The organism is Collinsella sp. CLA-ER-H10, assembly GCF_040092475.1.
Taxonomy (GTDB): Bacteria; Actinomycetota; Coriobacteriia; order Coriobacteriales; family Coriobacteriaceae; genus Collinsella.
This window is the reverse complement of record NZ_JBBNLM010000008.1, coordinates 1-18,159: the sequence shown is the minus strand read 5'-3', so window position 1 is coordinate 18,159 and position 18,159 is coordinate 1. Positions and strand designations below refer to the sequence as shown.

Below are 18,159 nucleotides of genomic sequence, written 5' to 3'. Positions count from 1 at the left end.
TCGCATGAGAAGGTGGTTTGCTGCCATGATTTTAGTCCGATATGGAGATTAGGCTATATCCTTGTCCGCTCGGGGCGTTAAGATGGCCCGAATTCGGTCGTTTGCGCTCGCTCGGGGTATACTTTCGACTATATACGGTTCTAATGTGCATGCATTGGGCCTATTTGTCGGATTATGGATGTGGAGCGCACATGGCGAACACCCAGAACTATATTAACCACCTGCTGCAGAACACCGGCATTACGCCGGCATGCAGCGAAGAAGAGCGCTTGGCTGCCGAAGATATCGCTCAGATCTTCCGCAACCACGGCTTTGACCCCGAGGTTCAGGAGTTCAATGCCCCGGCGCCCAGTAGGTTGGCATTTGCCGTTACCGGTATTCTTGCGTTTGCCGGCGCCCTGCTGATGGGCATCGGCGGCGGTATCGGCTTGGTCGGCACCTTGCTGGCCATTGTCGGCGCCGTTCTTTACGTGCTCGAGCGCACGGGCCACCCCGTGGTTTCGCGCCTGGGCAAGACGGGCGTGAGCCAAAATGTCATCGCCTACCACAAGGCCTCGGGCCCGCTCGCGTCCCCGCGTAACCGCCCGGTGGTCGTTGTCGCACACTACGACTCTCCCCGTGCTGAGCTGCTCGCCCGCGAGCCTTATGCTTCGTATCGTGCACTCATCGCCAAGCTGTTGCCCGTTGCCACGGTTGCCCCCGCTGCCGTTGCCATCCTGCGTATTCTGCCGCTCCCCGGCGCGCTCAAGGTTCTGCTGTGGATTGTCGCGATCCTCGCTTCCCTCGTTGCACTCGCCAACGCGGTAAACATCATCTCTAACCGCCACATTCTTCCCTATACGTCTGGCGCGGTGTGCAACAAGTCTTCTGTCGCCGCTATGCTCGGCGTTATGGACAACGTTGCTCCCTTCCAGGGCGAAAACGAGTTTCCCGACGATGTTCCGTTCGATACCTATTTTGGGGAGCAGAAGCGTCGTGCCGAGGAAATGGCGCGCGCAGCGGCGGAATATGCCGCGGCCCAGCAGCAAAACGACTACGGCAACACCATCGAGTATGAAGAGCCTACCTACGCCGAGGACGAATTCGGTCAGCCGATTGCTCCCGACGCTCAGACCGAGCCCGAACAGGGCGAGGCTTTCGACGAGCAAATCGAGGGCTTTGAGGGTGCGTCTGCCGACGAGACGCTGATCGGCGCTATCGTGCCTGAGGATCAGAATCAGGCTGCCCAAGCCGAAGAGTTCAATGACGAGGTTCCCGCTGCCGAGCCGGCGGAGGAGTCTGCCGAGCCCGAGCCCAAGCTCTATCGCAACGCCGCCGGCAACATCCGCTTTGGTTCGGATGCCATCCGTGCGCTCGGAATGCTTCCCGAGTCCTGCACGCTCGATTACGAGGAGGGCGAGGAGCCAACGTTTGAGCCCGAGCCTGCCCCCGTCGTGGCTGCGCCTGCGCCCGTTGTCGCTGCGGATGATGAGTCTGCCGCGGTTACCGCTGCCGTTGCCGATCCCGAGGCGGTGTCCGCGTTCGATCCCGCGGCAGGACTGGACATTTTGGCTCCCGCCGCACCGGCGCAAGACGTTGCGGACGAGTCTGACGACGATTACGTTGAACAACCGAGGCGCGTGTCTTACGAGAGCGATACTGATTTCTCGGCCGAGATTCCCGCGGCAACGCCGCATGCCGACATTGCATCCGCGTTCTCGTCGATTGGCGCCAGCGCTTCCAACTTCTTTAAGGGTGCGTTTGCAAAGGGCAAGAAATTTGTCGACGATTTCGAGGAGAAGCGCGCTGCCGCACGCGAGGCTGCCGAGCAGGAGGCTATCGCTCAGCAGCAGGCAGCCGAGGCGGCACGTGAGCTCGCGGCGCAAGAGTTCGAGCAGAACGAGGCTATGCAGTCCGCGCCCGTCGAAGCCGCCGAAGCTACAACGTCCTTTGAGTCCCAGCAACCGGCGTCCGCGGATGTTGTTGAAGCGACGACGTCTTTCGAGGCTCAGCAGCACGTCGATAGCACCATGTCGTTTGATGCCGCGCAGTTCGATTCCACGATAACGTTTGAAAAACAGGGCACCGCGATTGCCGAGCCTGTTGATGCTGCCGAAATCCAAGATGCCGCCGAGGACGAGCCCGTCGAGGCCAACTCTGACGAAGAGCAATACGCGGCAGCCGAGCAAGATGATTCGACCGAGGTCGAGCAGGAGGAAGTGCCTGCGGTTTCCGAGACTCCCGAGACGGATGAGTCGAGGCCTTATTCCACGCAGATTTTCACCATGCCGACCCCGAGTGGTTCCGGTGCCACGGTTGCCAATGTCGCTCCCACCCAGGACGAAACGGTCGATTCCCTTATGGCCCAGATTTCCTCCCAGGCATCGCCGCGCCCGCAGATGAATGTTCCCGATCCGGCGTCGGCACCGTCGCCTGCACCTTCCTCGTCTCCGCTGGCTTCGGTCCCCGATCCGTCGCTGCCGTCTATGAAGCAGGCAAACGTTGCGTCTCGCACGTCGCTGTTCGACCTTCCCGACCCCTCCGCACAGGTCAATGATCCCTTTGCTACTGCCCAGGGCCCCGAACCCACATCGGCACCCGTTGCGCCTCCTATGCCCGTTGCGTCGGGCGCACAGCCGATCGAGACCATTTCGGCTCCCGCCCCGGCGGCACCCAAGTCTCGCAAACGCGGCCTGGGTGGCCTGTTCGGTCGTAAAAGGAAAAACGAGCAGGACAGCATGAGTGATTGGCTGGGCGTCGAAGACGATTACGATGCCAAGAAGTCCGGTCGCGGTATCGGTTCGTGGGATAACTTCGAGGACGATAACGATGGCTGGAAGGGCGGCGCTACGTCTTCCGATGGCGCTTCTTCCGAAGATATGCTCTCGGCTGTCGCCTCTATGGGCGATGATGAGCTGCTCGGTCACGATATCTGGTTTGTGGCAACGGGCGCCTCGGATTGTGATGGCGCCGGTATGAAGGCCTTCTTGGCTTCGCATCGCGATAAGCTCCGCGGCGTATTCTTCATCAATCTTGAATCCGTCGGCGCCGGTAGGCTTTCGGTTGTGACGGTTGAGGGCGAACAGCAGCTGCTCAAGGGCGATCGCCGCATCATGAACCTGGTCAGCAAGGTGTGCAAGTCGTTCCATGTCGATTGTGGCGCGCTCGAGATGCCCTATGCCAAGACCGATGCCTATGCCGCGCTCGAGGCGAGCCGCCGAGCCCTCACCATCGCCGGCGTGGACGGCACGCGTCTGGCTTGCGCTCGTACCGAGGACGACCTGCCCCACAATGTCAACCCGACGAACATTGCCACGGTATCCGAGGTCGTGACCGAGGTTATCCGCCGTTCGTAGACGGAGCTCTAAGGAGTCAACGTGTTTTCGTATATTAAGCGCCATTGGCCTGTCTACGTGATTTTGACCTTGATTGCCATTGCGTTAGGATTTGGGGCTGCCTACATCGTGGGTGCAAAGGGCTCGACCCCCGCCTCCGCAATCAGCGAAGAGGTGGAGCAAGAACAGAGTACGGGTGCCGATGGGATTCCTGAGTCCGAGCAGGCAATCGTTGATGGTGGATCTTCGTCTGCAGAGTAGATACGGCGATTTACATGATTGAAAGCGGGCGAGCCAGGGGACTGGCTCGCCCGCTTTTTCATCGCGCTAGCGCTTCTTTGGGATCGACCTAAGGCGAGCGAACCATAGGGCTGCGGCACCCGAGGTCAGGAGCGCGGTGATGCAAGCGGCGATGGGAACTGATCCTGTTGCCGGTAGGTCCTGCGGTAGGGTACAGCGTTGAATGACGCTGTCCTCGTCATGTGACTCAAGTTTATCGCCGCCACCGTTGCGGCAAAGATCGACGCGCGCGCTGTTGGTGAGTGCGGTTTGGGGCGTATAAGCCGACGTTGCCTGCATGTGTACGACTGCGCCCCGAGCGTCTGTGCCAAGGATTGCTTTGGCATCGTCAAGGTCGTCGTGCTCATCTTTGAGATCATCGCGGGTCCAAGAATCCGCATCGCTTCGAGTCGTAAAGTCGGCGGCTACCGCACCGTATTCAATTCGAATGCCTGTTACGACGGTATTGGATGCAAGGTCGAGCTCTTCCGCCTCGAGTGTGGTGGATTCCGTGGTCGAGACATCCGCCTTCCAGAGGCGCCAGCCGTCGTAATCGACGAGGCGGCAGTCCTCACCAAGGCTCTCTTTTACTTCGTCGGACTCAAGCCAAGGATTTTCGTGTCCATCGTCAAGTGTCGCGTTCGCCGGCTCATCGACGTCTGTCGAGTCCAACGGCGTCGTGCGATACCACACGTTGCACAGACCGTTGAGGTCGCCGATGGCGACGGGGGTTTCGATTGAGATGAATCTCGCCGTGCCGTCTTTGGCGCACTCAAGATCATCGGTAATCGTAAACTCATCAACCCAAGTAGCGGAATCGTTTCGAGCGTCGATGGTATAGGAGAAAAGTCCATCCGTATTAGTTTGCGTCGCGGCGCGATTTTTACCATCGCCGTTAGCCAACAGGCCCTTTTCGATAGGTTGGACAAGTTCCTGACGCTTGTCGACCTGCCCCTTGATCTCGATGGGCGCATCCTTCATCGCGACGGATTGGACTTCTCCCGTATCCTTTATTTCAAACGTTATCTCCTCGGCAAGGTCATAGGTCCGCGGAGACATCATTTCGCGCAACGAGTAGGTGCCGGGTGCAAGATGTTCGACGCGGTGTGGCTTGTCGGATGAGGTCCAGGAGTCTATTTCGGTTTTATCGGGACCATATAAGGCGAGCTGTGCGCCTTCCACTTCCTGCTCACCGCTTGCATCGACCTTGGAGATATCAACCTTGGTGTAATCGTCGGATACGTTAAGCCGTGCTTCTACAACGGGTGTTTTCTGGTCGGCATAAGTAAGGTCGACAATATGGGTTGTCTGATCGAGCAAGAAGCCTGCCGGCGCTTGAGTCTCGACAACCTCGTAGCGTGCGGTGCCAGATCCCAGTGGGAGGTTGCCCGCGCGTGCTTCTCCAGTTTCATCCGTCGTGACGGTCGCGACAGTCTCACCGTCGAGCGCGGCAATGCTACCGTCGGGGCGCACGATATCACCCGAGGCACGGATCTCAAAGACGGCGCCCGCGAGGCTGCTGCCGTCTATGGCATCGGTTTTAACGATCCTGATGTTTCCGGTCGCGGCGTGGTCATAATACGAGGCGATTGCAACGGGCGTTAGGTTCATGTCGGCGGGTATGTTTACCTCGATCTCTTCGCCGACAAGATAGGGCTCTTTGGCCGAGGTTTCGCGTACATAATAGGTGCCCGGCACGAGCGATTCGGGCAGTGTGACGGTCCCGGTCGCGTCAGTCGTAAAGGTGTCCATTACGTTATGTGCTGGATACCAGCAAGTTTGTGAGACAGGTTCGTGATTGCTGTCGAGGAGTTGGAAGGTGAATCCGGCTAGGGGAACAGAAGCGCCTGTTTGGGCATCGCGTTTTACAATCTGGAGATGCGTCGACAGAGCGTGGTTGTCCACGATATATTGAAGCTCGGCGCCGTCGGAAATCTGATTGGCCCCGACGGTCCATTCCCCTGCACGTTTAAAACCCTCGGGGACGGTTTCCGGAACCTCGCGAACCGTGTAGCCGGCACGGTCGTATGGGACGGCTCCGTGGACACCGGCGGGTCGCTTGCCTGCGCCGAACCATGCTTCGGGCTGATCTTTGGTGGAGGCAAAGCCATAGATGTTTGTGATCAGTGTGCCAACAACCTGCTGAGAGCTGTTGCTGACAACCTCAAAGACAACACCACCCGCCGGCTGCTCCAGGCCGGATTGGTCGCTATTGCCGTAATCCTTGAATTTGGAAATCTCAAGGTTAAACGCAATGGGGATATCGGAAACGCGAGACTCGATCTCGACCACGCCTGAATCGCCGAGCTGGTCGGCTCCAACGGTATAGGTCCAGCTGTCGTTGGATGGCAGGTAGCCCTCGGGGGCTTTTGATTCGTAGATGGTAAAGGTTCCTAAGGGGACATCGGCGAGGGCGGCCCGACCGCTTTCGTCGGTCGTGAGGATTTGTGCCCATCCAGGGGTTGATTGCGACACACACGTGAACTCTGCTCCTGCGAGTGAAGATCCCACCTGGGGGCCGGCATTCGTCGCGGCATCGAGTTTTACGATACGCAGGTTGATGGTGCCGGGCTGTTCATCAATGGCGACCCGCCCGCCGTCATTCCCCGTGGTAAAGGCAATACGATCGTGGCGGGGGACATAGCCGGCCGGCGCCTTCGTTTCAACTAGGTAGTATGCCGTGTTGGGCAGAAGTGTTGCTTGCGCTCGACCGTTGCTGTCCATCTTGATGGTGCCGACACGCGCGCCGCTGGCGCTCTCAAAAATATCGAATGTTGCCCCGGTAAACTGATAGGTATTGTTTCCGCTGGTAATAACGGTGTTAGCAGACTGCTTTTGGAAGGAAACAGAGACCGCCGGCAGTACATAGAGCATGTCTTGACGTTTGCTGCCGCCCGATACGGCCCCTAGATAGCGTCGCGCGCGGTGCGGAGCGGCTTTGATGCTTCCTGATTTTGCGCTGTCGTGGAGCCACCGCGCAGCCGCCACGACTTCATTGTCGGCGGTAAAGTGTCCGCTCTTGGTTTTACCCTGAGCGGTCGTGTAGGAGTAGGTGCCGTCGACATGGGTAGTGCCGTTGAGCATCCATACGGCAAGCTGGGTGGCGGCGCGGGCGCGATCGGGTGAAAGATGGTAACCGCCAAACGACGTGGCGGTAGGATATCCGTGACAAACGATTGCCGCGAACTCGTCGTCGAGCCACACCCAGCCTTGATCAAAGTTGAGCCATGGGCCGCCCGGCTTGGTGGGGCCGGGGCGCTCCTGGTTCATGCAGTAGGCAATCGAGGCGTCTTGAGCTTCATACTTGCCGATGAAGAAGGGCCCACAATCATCGCTAATAGTGCGGAAGCCGAGCTGGTCGTAGCCATCGACGGCAAATGCGGCTCCCGGTGCCAGGCAGCCGAAAAGCAGGAAGAGGAGCAGGAGCAGCGGACCTGTTGCAATTGCGCTGTGGACAGAGTGCGTGGGTGCGTTGGACATGGCTGCTCCTTATCCCTCGTGCGCCGCACGGGGAGGCTGCGACGCGTAGGATGAGGCTACCCCCGAGGTTCATGCGGGTAAGTACCGGAGCCTGACCAAAAGCTTGCCCAATTCCTGACAAATTGAGCTCAAATACAACAATCAAGCAAAAGTGCAGGTAGAAGATAGGGAGAACAGGAGGTTAAAGGTCCTCGTCTCCACAATTGACGCGATTTTCAAACGAATCTCCACAGCTAAAACAAGCACCGCCACCCTTGTATCGAACAAGACAACCGCGTTATACTAGCCAACACACAAGCGGGCATCGCCAAGTGGTAAGGCATCAGCTTCCCAAGCTGACACTCGCGGGTTCGAGTCCCGTTGCCCGCTCCATTCGAATTTCAGGCACGGTAACGTTTCGTTACCGTGCCTTTTTCAATAAAGTGCCGGGACTCGAACCCGACAGGGTGCGAGCGTTAAATAAACGCGAAGCGTTTATAGCGAGCAGGCAAGGTCGCCGATAGGCGGCCGCAGCCGGTGCGTATTTGCGAAGCAAATACGCGGACGTCCCGTTGCCCGCTCCAATTCCAAAATGTTAGGTTAATGCCTGCTGCCCATACTTGCACCTGCGCACGGTACAATGGATGGGTTACGACCAACGTGCCAATAACCAAAAAGGAGCCGCTATGATCGATCGCTATACCCGCCCGGAGATGGGACACATCTTCTCCCTCGAGAACAAGTACGCCATTTGGCAGGAGATCGAGGTTCTGGCCTGCGAGGCCCAGGCGGAGCTCGGCAAGATCGGTATTTCCAAAGACGAGGCCCAGTGGATCCGCGACCATGCCAACTTTGAGAAGGCGAAGGTCGATGAGATCGAGGAAGTCACGCGCCACGACGTCATTGCCTTCCTGACCAACATGAAGGAATACATCGATGCCGATGTTCCCGAGGGCGACCCCAAGCCCAGCCGCTGGGTTCACTATGGCATGACCAGCTCGGATCTGGGCGACACGGCCCTGTGCTACCAGCTCACCCAGGCCTGCGACCTGATCATCGAGGACGTCAAGAAGCTCGGCGAGATTTGCAAGCGTCGCGCCTTTGAGGAGCGCAACACGCTCTGTGCCGGCCGCACTCATGGCATCCACGCCGAGCCGATGACCTTCGGCATGAAGTTTGGCTCTTGGGCCTGGGAGCTCAAGCGCGATCTGGATCGTCTTGAGGACGCCCGCAAGAATGTTGCCTTTGGTGCCATCTCGGGCGCTGTCGGCACGTACAGCTCCATCGAGCCGTTCGTCGAGGAGTATGTCTGCGAGCACCTGGGCCTGGTTCACGACCCGCTGTCCACGCAGGTTATCAGCCGCGACCATCACGCCTATCTCGCCGGCGTTCTCGCCACCACCGCAGCCACCTGCGAGCGCATCGCTACCGAGGTCCGCAATCTGCAGAAGACTGATACGCTCGAGGCCGAGGAGCCGTTCCGTAAGGGCCAAAAGGGCAGCTCAGCCATGCCGCACAAGCGCAACCCCATCACCATGGAGAAAGTCTGCGGTCTGTCGCGCGTCGTGAAGTCCAACGCTCAGGTTGCCTTCGATAACGTCGCCCTGTGGCACGAGCGTGACATTTCGCACTCCTCTGCCGAGCGCGTCGCCCAGGCCGATAGCTTCATCGCCCTCGACCACATGTTCCAGTGCCTCATCCGCGTTATCGACGGCCTGCAGCTGTACCCTGCCCGCATGATGGCCAACCTCAATAAGACCCGCGGCCTCATCTTCTCCTCCAAGGTGCTGCTCGCCCTCGTCGACACGGGCATCACCCGCGAGGACGCGTACGCCATTGTGCAGGAGAACGCCATGGCAACCTGGCACGAGGTACAGGATTGTGTCTCCGGCCCTACCTTTAAGGAGCGTCTCGAGGCTGACCCGCGCTGCACCGTCAGCCAGGAAAAGCTCGACGAGATCTTTGATCCGTGGGACTTCCTCACCCGTATCGACACGGTCTTTGATCGTCTGGAGCAGCTGAGCTTCGAGTAGGTTCGGGCATAACGTTAGCTTTTTAGGGCGCTTTGCTGGTAATGTGTGTTGCCGGCAAAGCGCCTCGTTGCATTTAGGGAAAGACGGGGATAATAGTCGTCTCGAATAACATTCTGAGAGGGGATCGCATGATTTCGTTTGATTACAAGCCTCAGGGCGTGTGTGCTCGCAATATTCACCTTGACCTTTCCGATGACGGCAACAAGGTGATGGGCGTTGAATTTACCGGCGGCTGCGACGGCAATCTCAAGGCTATCTCCAAGCTGGTCGAGGGCGCTCCTGCCGATCGCGTAATCGAGGTTCTCGCCGGTAATACCTGCGGTATGAAAAAGACCTCCTGCGCCGACCAGCTTACACGCGCTATCGAGGCCGCTCGCACCGAGATCGCCTAATGGGTATCGCCGATCACATCAAGAACGGAATATCGCGTCGCGGCTTTGTACTCGGTGGGGCTGCCGCGGGCGCTGCCACGGTGCTTGCCGGATGCTCGAAAAAAACGGGCACCAGCGATGATGCCGCCGGCGAGCCGCAGGTTATCAAGGATGATTCCAAAATCATCTCGATTACGGATGAGTACGAGGCAGTCGACATCGATCTTGAGCCGGCGGCGTCGTGGACGCTGCCTCTGGGTACGCTGCTGTACTACTGCGACGGCGATTACGCCGCGGCAATGATGGCGCCCGCATCGGCACTGCACGCCAACACGCTCGGTGTGCTCAACCTGGGCGATGGCTCGCTTACCACATTAATCGAGGATCCTATCGAGGGCACGGGATATGCATTCTACGATGTCCGTGCCGGCGACGGCGTATTCGCGTGGGTTGAGATGAACTTTGCCAATTCATCGTGGAAGCTCTACGCTCAAAATCTGTCGGGCGCTTCGCTCTCTGGCGACGTGGTTGAGCTCGATCGAGGTGGCAAGGACTACGATCCGCCGCTGTTTACGGCGTTCGGGGCATCAGTCATCTGGTATAAAATGCCTTCGGCAGGCGGCAATAAAACGAGTAGTGATTCGTTTTGCTATCGTCGCTCGCTTGATGAATCCAAGGCCGAGGTAATTTGGAAATCGACGGGCCGCTTTGCATCGGCCCCGCGCGCGAGCGACGGCATTTTGACCATCTCGCCGCGTGTCCGCAACGACGAGGGCGTCTACTACGGCATAACGGCAATCGATCTGACCGACGGCAACAACACCAAACGTGCCCAGCTAGTCCTTCCCTCGTCAGTCTCGCCTTTCGAGGCCGTATATATGGGCGATACCTTCGTGTTTTCTATCGAGGCGGCCTATAGTGGCGTGGGCAGCCTGGGCAATATGGGCACATATATCGGTAATGAGGGAGGGCCGTACCTCTTCCTGTCCCGCGAGCCGCTCGCATGTGCGGCTGGCAAGAAGAATAAATACCTTGTTAAGGTACAGGCGTCGCATTTCCTGATCGACACCTCTGCCAAGACCTATGGCTCGCTGCTGTCGCCCGACCGCGCTTTGGAGTATGGCGATTATCCAGCTACGGCGGGAAAATCGGACTCATTCCTTACGTACGCCACGGTGCGCAACAGCCAGGGTATACCAGAGACGGTCACTGCACGTCTATTCTCTCTTTAAGCTTAGAGGGGTTAAAAAGGCGCCAACAGGGGAATAAACGCGTTGTAATTGTGAGTACCGCCCGCCGAGCTGCCGCGTCATAGCGGCATCCGGCGGGCTCAGGTGCGTTAAAATGGGCTTGTTCTTAGCTAATTGAGACAGGGGGGCCGTGTTATGGCTTCAGATGCAAAAAAGATTCTGCTGGTCGAGGATGAGAAGGCAATCCGTGACGCCGTCGCTGCCTATCTCGAGCGCGAAGGCTACTGGGTTGTGGGCGTCGGCGACGGCCAGTCCGCGATCGAGGAGTTCGAGAAGCATCAGTTCGACCTGGTCGTGCTCGATCTTATGCTCCCCAAGATTCCGGGCGAGCGCGTCTGCCGCACCATTCGCGATACCTCGGATGTGCCCATTATCATGCTTACGGCTAAGGGTGAGATCGAGGACCGCATTATCGGTCTCGAGCTGGGTGCCGATGACTACCTGATTAAGCCGTTCTCGCCGCGCGAGCTCGTCGCCCGCGTGCGCGCCCTGTTCCGTCGCGCCCATCAGGCCGACGAGCCGGCTGTTGAGGTGCTCGACTTCGGTGATCTAGTCATCGATATCTCGGGCCACAAGATTCTGGTCGAGAACAAGGAAGTCGATCTGACCGCATCCGAGTTCAAGTTGCTCACCACGCTTGCCCGCCATCCCGGACGCGTCTACAACCGTATGGAGCTGGTCGAAAAGGTGCTCGGCTATGACTTTGAGGGCTATGAGCGCACTATCGACAGCCACGTGAAGAACCTTCGCGCCAAGCTGGGTGACGACCCCAAGAAGCCCAAGTGGCTCTACACCGTTCACGGCGTTGGTTATCGTTTCGAGGCTCCGGCAAAGACCGATAAGTCGGACGAGAAATAAGGAAAATCACATATGACACCTGCGCGCTTTGAAATCGGGCAAAAGCATAAGCAGGAGAGCGAGGCGGGTTCCAAGGCTAGTTGGAACACGCCTCGCTCCGATTCGCGGCCAACGATGAGCTACCCCTCGCGCATGGCCCTGGCTTTTGCCCTGACATCACTCATGACGGTACTGGTGCTGGTGGGCGTGGTCTCCGTTGTATGGGGTACGGTTTTTTCGGACTACACGCGCGCCAATATCGTCGAGATCGCCAATTCCGCAGCCGAAAAGCTTGCGACGTCGTACGAGGAAAACGGCAATTGGGCTGCGGGCGAGCTGCGCACGGTCGCGACATCGAGTCTGGTGTCCGACGATCTTGGCATGCAGGTCGTCAACAAAAAGGGCGTTGTCGTCTATGACGACTCATGGCCCTCGGCAAGTGCGACCGCCGATGTGCGCGAGAGCGAATCGGCGTCGAGCAGCTCGAGCGGTAAAAAGGCCTCGCATAGTCCGGTTTCGTCGGCGCCCACCGACTCCGATAGCGTTGCCAACGTCGAAATCATAACGTCTTCTGGCGAGCATGTCGGACAGGTAAAGCTGTGGGCTATCGGCTCCGATGCCTTGCTCACCAAGGCAGATTCTGCGTTTAGGGAAAAGACCTTTAACGCCATGGCCCTTGCCGCGGTTGTTGCGGTTTGCATCTCGGTCGTTATCGGATCGCTTGTGTCGCGCATGCTTACCAAGCCGATTCATCGAATTACGAGCACGGCCAAGCAAATTCGCGACGGCGATCTGTCCGCTCGTACAGGCCTGCGCGGCGATGACGAGATCGATCAACTGGGCGAGACATTCGATGAGATGGCCACGTCGCTCGAGAAGGACATGAAGCACGAGAAGCGCCTGACCTCAGATGTTGCACACGAGCTTCGCACGCCGCTCATGGCAATGCTTGCAACGGTCGAGGCCATGCAAGACGGCGTGTACCCCACCGACGACGAGCATCTGGAGACAGTCGCCTCCGAGACACGTCGCCTGGCTCGTTTGGTGCAGCAGATGCTTGACCTGTCACGCATGGAAAATAGCACTGCTCCGCTCAATCTCGAACCGGTGGACATGGTTCCGTTCGTGCGATCGATAGTGAACGGCCAGGAGCGTCTGTTTGCCGACCGTGACCTTCGTCTTCGCTTTGCAGATGAAACCCAGGGACATGACGATGTCGTCGAGGCCGATCCCGATATGATCACGCAATGCGTCATCAACCTCATGAGTAACGCCATGCGCTATACCCCCGAGGGTGGATGGGTCGTGGTGTCGGTGCTCAGTGACCGTAAACACGTCGATATTGCGGTCTCGGACACGGGTATCGGTATCGCCAAGGAAGACCTGTCGCGCATTTTCGGACGTTTTTGGCGTGCCGACGCCTGCCGCGCCCGCGAGGCGGGCGGTCTGGGCGTGGGCCTTGCCGTGACCAAGCAAATCGTCGAGCGCCACCATGGCTACATATCCGTGGAGTCGGAGCTTGGAAAGGGTACGACTTTTACGATTCATCTGCCACGCGAGCACACGGCGGACGCGGCATCTACTACAATGGAGCACTAGCTTTTCGCTATTCGGTGAAGGAGGGGTTTCGTCCCTGCCGCTCCGAGTTTGCGAAAACGTGCGGGGAAGAACCCGCATTACTGTCGTATTTAGGTAAGGAGTGACTCACGTGACAACGATGGAGCGTCGTCCGGATTCCCGTGGCAAGGTTCGTGATATCTATGATGCCGGTGAAAACCTGCTGATGGTCGCCACCGACCGCATTTCTGCGTTCGACTTCATTCTTCCCGACGAGATTCCGTTTAAGGGAGAGGTGCTCAACCGCATCTCGGCATTCTGGTTCGATAAGTTTGCCGACATTGTTCCTAACCACCTCGTCTCCATCGACCCGGCGGATTTCCCCGAGGAGTTTGCTGAGTACCGTGACTATCTCGCTGGTCGCGCCATGCTGGTCAAGAAGGCGCAGACGATTCCTATCGAGTGCATCGTTCGCGGCTATCTGACCGGTTCGGGCAAGAAGACCTACGACGAGAACGGTACTGTCTGTGGCATTCAGCTGCCTGAGGGCCTGACGGAGGCGTCCAAGCTCCCTGAGCCGCTGTTCACGCCCTCCACGAAGGCCGAGATCGGTGACCATGACGAGAACATCTCGTATGAGCGTTGCTGCGAGATCGTTGGCGAGGACATCGCCACGCAGATCCGCGATCTGTCTCTTAAGATCTACAAGGCTGCCGCCGAGTACGCCGCGACCCGTGGCATCATCATCGCCGACACCAAGTTCGAGTTTGGTGTTATCGATGGCAAGGTCACGCTGATCGACGAGTGCCTCACGCCCGACTCCAGCCGTTTCTGGCCTGCTGCCAGCTACGAGGAGGGCAAGATCCAGCCTAGCTACGACAAGCAATTCGTCCGCAATTGGCTCAAGGCCAACTGGGATATGACGGGGGAGACCCCGCACCTGCCCGCCGAGGTCATCGATGGCACGTCCGAGCGCTATCGCGAGGCCTTCCAAATCATCACGGGCTCCCAGTTCACAAGCATGAAGGAGAACGCGTAAGTGAGTACCCGTAGCGCCACGAACAAGCGCACGCAATCCCGCGAGGTTACCGGGGTTGCGCGCAAGTCCGCCGCATCCGCTAAGCCCGCCCGTCAGGCAGCGAGCTCTGTTCACGTCGTGCCGGCATCGTCCAAGGCACGACGCAAAGAGCTCGAGAAGGGCGAAAATCTGGAAGGCCTTTCCAAGGAGGAAAAACGCGCCCGCAAGGCCAAGCAGCGCGCCCACGAGGATCGCATCTACACGGTGTCGAATATCCTTCTCAAGCAGGATGAGGACTACACCAAGCGCCGCCGTATTTGGTGGGCTGTGCTCGCTATCGGCATGGTGCTCGTCGTGGCAATTTGGGCTTCGCTCTATTTCGCTCCCGGCGGCACGGTGTCCAGTCCCGTTCAGATGGTCGGCATCGTCTTGTCCTATGTCATCATCCTAGGTGACTTTATCTACGACTTCGCTCGTATTCGTCCCTTGCGCAACATGTATCGCGCGCAGGCCGAGGGCATGTCCGAGAACAAGCTCAACGCTCTTATCGAGCGCGCAGCTGCCGAGGAGGACAAAAAGGACTCCAAGAAGAAGTAGCGTTTGCATTTACACTTATCGCTAAGATATAAGGCGCGTCGTTTTGCGGCGCGCCTTTTTATTGTCCTATAGATAGATGGAGTGGCACATGATTCGAGCTGCCCTGACGGTCGAAGAAGCTCTGGAAGGCATGAAGGCCCTGGAGCCCAAGATTAAAAACTATGCGCGCCTGGTTGTCCGCAAGGGCGTAAACGTCAAGCCCGGCCAGGAGGTTGTCGTTCAGTCTCCGGTCGAGTGCGCGTCCTTTGCCCGCGTGGTGGTCGCGGAGGCTTATGCCGCCGGCGCTGGTCACGTGACGGTCATTTGGGCCGATGATGCCGTGACGAGGCTCGCGTACGAGCATGTCGAGAAAAGCTATTTTGAGCAGACGTCCGAGTGGAAGCGCCTGCAGCTGGATTCCTTGGCCCAAGATGGCGCCTGCTTTATCTTTATCGAGGGCGCGGACCCTGCAGCTCTCAAGGGTATCGATCCCGCCAAGCCAGCCGCGGCTTCCAAGGCAAGGAATACGCAGTGCAAGGTCTTTCGCCGTGGACTGGATTACAACATCAACCCGTGGTGTATCGCCGGCGCTCCGGTCGTGGCTTGGGCGCGCGAGGTGTTCCCGGGAGACGCCGATGAGGTCGCAATCTATAAGCTGTGGAATGCGATTTTGCACACCGCCCGCGCTGACGGTCAGGATCCGGAAAGCGACTGGGAGCTTCATGACGCCGCGTTCGAAAAGAACCTGCGTTTCCTAAACGATAATCAATTTGATTGCCTGCACTACACCGCTTCGAACGGAACTGATCTGACGATTGGTATGACGAAGGGCCATGAGTGGGCCGGCGGCAAGGGCGAGACGCCCGATGGACATCCCTTCTTCCCCAACATTCCCACCGAGGAGGTCTTCACTTCGCCTGATCGTATGCGTGCCGACGGTATCGTGTATTCGGCTATGCCGCTCGTTCATCACGGTAACAAGGTTGACGATTTTTGGATTAAGTTCGAGGGCGGCCGCGTGGTGGACTACGACGCTCGCGTGGGCAAGGCAACACTTGCGAGCATTATTGACACCGATGAAGGCGCTGCTCATCTGGGTGAGGTCGCGCTTATCTCCAAAAATACGCCGATTCGCGAAAGCGGTGTTCTGTTCTATGACACACTCTATGACGAGAACGCCAGCTGTCACCTTGCGTTGGGTGTTGGTTTCCCTGAATGCATCGAAGGCGGGTACGACATGTCCAAAGAGGAGCTCCTGGAGCATGGCGTTAACGTTTCGAGCACGCATGTCGACTTTATGATCGGTACGGACGACATCGATATTACGGGCATTACGCCCGATGGACGCGAAGTTGTGATTTTCCAGAACGGCCAATGGAGTTGGGAATAGTCCCAGACCGTGGTACAATGCCACCCGCGGGCCGTTAGCTCAGCTGGCAGAGCAGGGGACTTTTAATCCCAAGGTCCAGGGTTCGAACCCCTGACGGCCCACCATAGAAAAGAAAGCGATCGACTCCGGTTGGTCGCTTTTTTGTTGCCGGTGCACGGGTTCGAACCCGTCGGGACGCGGAGCTGAGTAAACGCGTGAGCGTTTGCCAGCGCAGCGCGCAAGGCGCGAAAGCGCCGCAGCGGCCGCCTGCGGAGCAGGCTGAACCCCTGACGGCCTACCCAAAGAAAGGAAAAAGAAATGAAAACAGATAGATACGGAATTAGCGGCAGCACATTAAAGATAATAGCGGCCATCTCGATGGTTCTCGATCATGTAAGCAGGATCGTCCTGACCAATGGAATCATGACTCACGCATCGTACAATCAGATATCAGACGAACAGTGGGCGATTCTAAGCGAGGCTTCGGATGTGCTTCATGTTCTTGGCAGAATTGCATTTCCCTTATTTTGTTTTTTGATAGTTGAGGGATTTTTGCATACTCATGACATAAAGAAGTACCTGCGAAATATGCTTGTCTTCGCAATCATTGCTGAGCCCATATACGATTTCGTTCAAACCGGGCAGCTATTTGACCTTCGGCAACAGAATGTTATGTATGAGCTCCTGCTTTCCTTGGTCTTTTTGATTATTCTGGAAAAGATACAAAGTCTTTCAAAATGGAAAAGGTACATCGCAGAAACTGCTCTGATTGTTTTGACAGCACTGGCAGCTGAATACACTAAACTGGATGGCGGTGTGTATGGCATTCTGCTTGTGGCTGCATTCTATTTATTCCACGACAGCAAGGCCAAGATGTTCTTTGCTGCAGTATGCGCAGTGTTCCTTTCGTCATGCCATATAGTTGGCGGCGGATTTGAGTTTGCTACAGCTAATGTATTTAATCCTGATGTTGCTGCCGCGGTCGTTTCGTTGCTGCTTATCAATCTTTATAATGGCAAGCGAGGGCTGAAGCTCAAATATTTCTTCTACATTTTCTATCCGGCACATCTTGCTCTGCTTTATGGTGTCTCACTTATTGTTTTGAACTGTCTTTAAAAACTCTCAAACAAGTCTCTGAAAGCAGAAACAAATTGACCCTAAGACTGCTTGTGAATTTCCGGAAGACCTGAGAGATGCGTGGATAGACAACGAGGGCTGCAGAAAGATGCTACTCAGTTCTCTGGCGGATCGCATGAATCTGTATGAGGATCACTTTCACACACTCATTAATAACAGCGATAAACACGGCAGATCCTCAAAACATGAGACTGCGAAGGTCGAAAGATGCTTCGAAAGCATGAATGGCAGCGAGAAAACGAGTTCGTAAGCACCCTCTGGATGCTCCAGCATAAAACAGAAAGCGATCGACTCCGGTTGGTCGCTTTTTTGTTGCCGGTGCATGGGTTCGAACCCGTATCAATCTATATATAAGAACGCTTGGCGAACAATACCCGCCTTTTACCGATGGGAAACAAATAGCTGATGCTTTTGGAGTAAAGTGGCGCTCCAGAGATGACCGATACCTCAATACTCATAAAACAGCTGGTCATCGCCAATATCAGAAGCCAATGCTTCAGTTTTAACCCCAGTGATGCGACTGAGGGACCTATTCATTTGTGAACAAAATATGGAGTACCGGATTCCCGCCCCCGGGGCCCCTCCGGTCTGGCAATATATCTCCTTGCCGCGCGGCCCGGTGGAACCGGATCAGCCGCGGGGCGTGCACCTTGAGAACCGGATACTGCGAGGATGGACACATCGAGTGTCGCATCCGGGCAGACATCGAACCATTTGAAATGGTCTAACTTGGATTTGTTTTTCGCAAGGCCGCCGAGAGGCGGCCCCGAGAAATTCCTTTTCCTATACTAAAACCATATGAATCGAACGGAACCGATCAGCGATGAACTGAGAGGACCGGACGGGCTCGAAGCCCAACATATTTGGACGGAGAGTTCGATCCTGGCTCAGGATGAACGCTGGCGGCGCGCCTAACACATGCAAGTCGAACGGCACCCCTCCTCGGAGGGAAGCGAGTG

The 18,159-nt window shown here is 57.3% G+C and carries 12 protein-coding genes, 2 tRNA genes and 1 rRNA gene; 14 read left to right on the top strand and 1 reads right to left on the bottom strand.

Annotation, left to right across the window (positions count from 1 at the left end):
* The first annotated feature begins 191 nt into the window (after positions 1 to 191).
* Positions 192 to 3,335, top strand: a complete 3,144-nt coding sequence (locus AAAX36_RS05190; RefSeq protein WP_349074415.1) for a hypothetical protein — start codon at positions 192 to 194, stop codon at positions 3,333 to 3,335.
* Positions 3,336 to 3,356: 21 nt separating this feature from the next.
* Positions 3,357 to 3,575, top strand: a complete 219-nt coding sequence (locus tag AAAX36_RS05185; RefSeq protein WP_022094153.1) for a hypothetical protein — start codon at positions 3,357 to 3,359, stop codon at positions 3,573 to 3,575.
* Between the two features lie 66 nt (positions 3,576 to 3,641).
* Here AAAX36_RS05185 and AAAX36_RS05180 read toward each other — a convergent pair whose 3' ends face one another.
* Complete coding sequence (locus AAAX36_RS05180) at positions 3,642 to 7,073, bottom strand: SpaA isopeptide-forming pilin-related protein (RefSeq protein WP_349074413.1); 3,432 nt, start codon at positions 7,071 to 7,073, stop codon at positions 3,642 to 3,644.
* A 297-nt stretch (positions 7,074 to 7,370) separates the two neighbouring features.
* Between AAAX36_RS05180 and AAAX36_RS05175 the strand changes: the two genes are divergently transcribed.
* The 12 genes from AAAX36_RS05175 to AAAX36_RS05120 form a co-directional block, all read left to right on the top strand.
* Positions 7,371 to 7,445, top strand: a tRNA-Gly gene (locus AAAX36_RS05175).
* Between the two features lie 293 nt (positions 7,446 to 7,738).
* Positions 7,739 to 9,085: an adenylosuccinate lyase gene (gene purB, locus AAAX36_RS05170; protein WP_055251306.1), complete on the top strand. Its 1,347-nt coding sequence runs from the start codon at positions 7,739 to 7,741 to the stop codon at positions 9,083 to 9,085.
* 128 nt (positions 9,086 to 9,213) lie between these two features.
* Positions 9,214 to 9,477: a TIGR03905 family TSCPD domain-containing protein gene (locus AAAX36_RS05165; RefSeq protein WP_006236206.1), complete on the top strand. Its 264-nt coding sequence runs from the start codon at positions 9,214 to 9,216 to the stop codon at positions 9,475 to 9,477.
* Positions 9,477 to 10,688 (top strand): twin-arginine translocation signal domain-containing protein, encoded by a 1,212-nt coding sequence (locus tag AAAX36_RS05160; RefSeq protein WP_035136485.1) that lies wholly within the window; start codon positions 9,477 to 9,479, stop codon positions 10,686 to 10,688. Before AAAX36_RS05165 ends, AAAX36_RS05160 begins: the two co-directional genes overlap by 1 nt.
* Before the next feature lie 153 nt (positions 10,689 to 10,841).
* Positions 10,842 to 11,564: a response regulator transcription factor gene (locus AAAX36_RS05155; protein WP_117716225.1), complete on the top strand. Its 723-nt coding sequence runs from the start codon at positions 10,842 to 10,844 to the stop codon at positions 11,562 to 11,564.
* 12 nt (positions 11,565 to 11,576) lie between these two features.
* Entirely contained in the window at positions 11,577 to 13,142 is a 1,566-nt protein-coding gene (locus AAAX36_RS05150) for a HAMP domain-containing sensor histidine kinase (RefSeq protein ID WP_349074409.1), read from the top strand.
* A 118-nt stretch (positions 13,143 to 13,260) separates the two neighbouring features.
* On the top strand, positions 13,261 to 14,139 hold the full coding sequence (locus AAAX36_RS05145; protein WP_349074458.1) for a phosphoribosylaminoimidazolesuccinocarboxamide synthase: 879 nt from the start codon (positions 13,261 to 13,263) through the stop codon (positions 14,137 to 14,139).
* Positions 14,140 to 14,715 carry a hypothetical protein gene (locus tag AAAX36_RS05140; protein ID WP_349074407.1) on the top strand — a complete coding sequence of 192 codons (576 nt, stop codon included), beginning with the start codon at positions 14,140 to 14,142 and terminating at the stop codon, positions 14,713 to 14,715.
* 88 nt (positions 14,716 to 14,803) lie between these two features.
* Positions 14,804 to 16,084, top strand: a complete 1,281-nt coding sequence (locus AAAX36_RS05135; RefSeq protein ID WP_349074406.1) for an aminopeptidase — start codon at positions 14,804 to 14,806, stop codon at positions 16,082 to 16,084.
* Between the two features lie 28 nt (positions 16,085 to 16,112).
* A tRNA-Lys gene (locus tag AAAX36_RS05130) sits at positions 16,113 to 16,188 on the top strand.
* Positions 16,189 to 16,381: 193 nt separating this feature from the next.
* On the top strand, positions 16,382 to 17,179 hold the full coding sequence (locus tag AAAX36_RS05125) for a TraX family protein (protein ID WP_349074403.1): 798 nt from the start codon (positions 16,382 to 16,384) through the stop codon (positions 17,177 to 17,179).
* A gap of 885 nt (positions 17,180 to 18,064) precedes the next feature.
* Positions 18,065 to 18,159 (top strand): 16S ribosomal RNA (locus AAAX36_RS05120); the annotation flags it as partial.